Source organism: Shewanella sp. SM23 (assembly GCF_025654295.1).
GTDB classification, from domain to species: Bacteria; Pseudomonadota; Gammaproteobacteria; order Enterobacterales; family Shewanellaceae; genus Shewanella; species Shewanella oncorhynchi.
Window position 1 is genome coordinate 1 of the sequence record NZ_JAKKRM010000054.1, and the last position, 1058, is coordinate 1058.

Sequence of the window (1058 nt, forward strand, 5' to 3'; positions counted from 1 at the left end):
GTTCCCCCATTCGGACATCGTTAGCTCAAATGCTTGTTACTAGCTCGCCAACGCTTTTCGCAAGTTACTACGTCCTTCATCGCCTCTGACTGCCAAGGCATCCACCGTATACGCTTAGTCGCTTAACCATACAACCCAAATGAGTTTCACTCAYCTGCGYCGCATTGCGACCAGCTTGGTTTTACTTGTCTCACTTCTGACCAAAGAAGTGGACGCGCCTTAGACGTAAACTATGCCACTAAGCATAATTTACTATTGAATATTCAAGACACTTAATAAAGTGTTTGAGAACTCATGTTYAATGCTTTCGCATTAAACGTTTTGTAATTAATCACATGACAGACTCATGCAATTAAATACTATCAGCTTTCCAAATTGTTAAAGAGCGGGCTTAAAAAAGCCAAAGATAATTTTTTAGTTTATCTTTGGCATCTCTATCCATAGTGCATATGCCTTATTACTTTTCAATAAAGTCAGAATAAGGTGTAAATGGTGGAGCTATGCGGGATCGAACCGCAGACCTCCTGCGTGCAAGGCAGGCGCTCTCCCAGCTGAGCTATAGCCCCATTTACATGCAGTGCGAGTAAGTAAGATGTTCCAAACCTCTAAAAGGATTGGTTTGCCAATCATTTCTTATCAAGGCGGACAGTGGCGACGTTTAGTTCACTAAACGAGTCACTTTCCAACGCTGAGAAGGAAGGATTGGTGGGTCAGAGTGGACTTGAACCACCGACCTCACCCTTATCAGGGGTGCGCTCTAACCAGCTGAGCTACAGACCCATCTTTGATAAACCTATTTAACTAGGTTTATCTTTTACTCTTTCTTCTATCAAGCAAATCTGTGTGAACACTCAACAAACATTAAGTTAGTCGTATAGGTAAGGAGGTGATCCAGCCCCAGGTTCCCCTAGGGCTACCTTGTTACGACTTCACCCCAGTCATGAACCACAAAGTGGTGAGCGCCCCCCCGAAGGTTAAGCTACCCACTTCTTTTGCAGCCCACTCCCATGGTGTGACGGGCGGTGTGTACAAGGCCCGGGAACGTATTCACCGTGGCA

The 1058-nt window shown here is 45.1% G+C and carries 2 tRNA genes and 2 rRNA genes; all 4 read right to left on the reverse strand.

Features of this window, described 5'->3' with window-relative positions:
* A 23S ribosomal RNA gene (locus L5L98_RS22205) occupies window positions 1-128 on the reverse strand; the annotation flags it as partial.
* A 362-nt stretch (window positions 129-490) separates the two neighbouring features.
* Window positions 491-566, reverse strand: a tRNA-Ala gene (locus tag L5L98_RS22210).
* Between the two features lie 137 nt (window positions 567-703).
* A tRNA-Ile gene (locus tag L5L98_RS22215) sits at window positions 704-780 on the reverse strand.
* Between the two features lie 99 nt (window positions 781-879).
* Window positions 880-1058, reverse strand: a 16S ribosomal RNA gene (locus L5L98_RS22220); the annotation flags it as partial.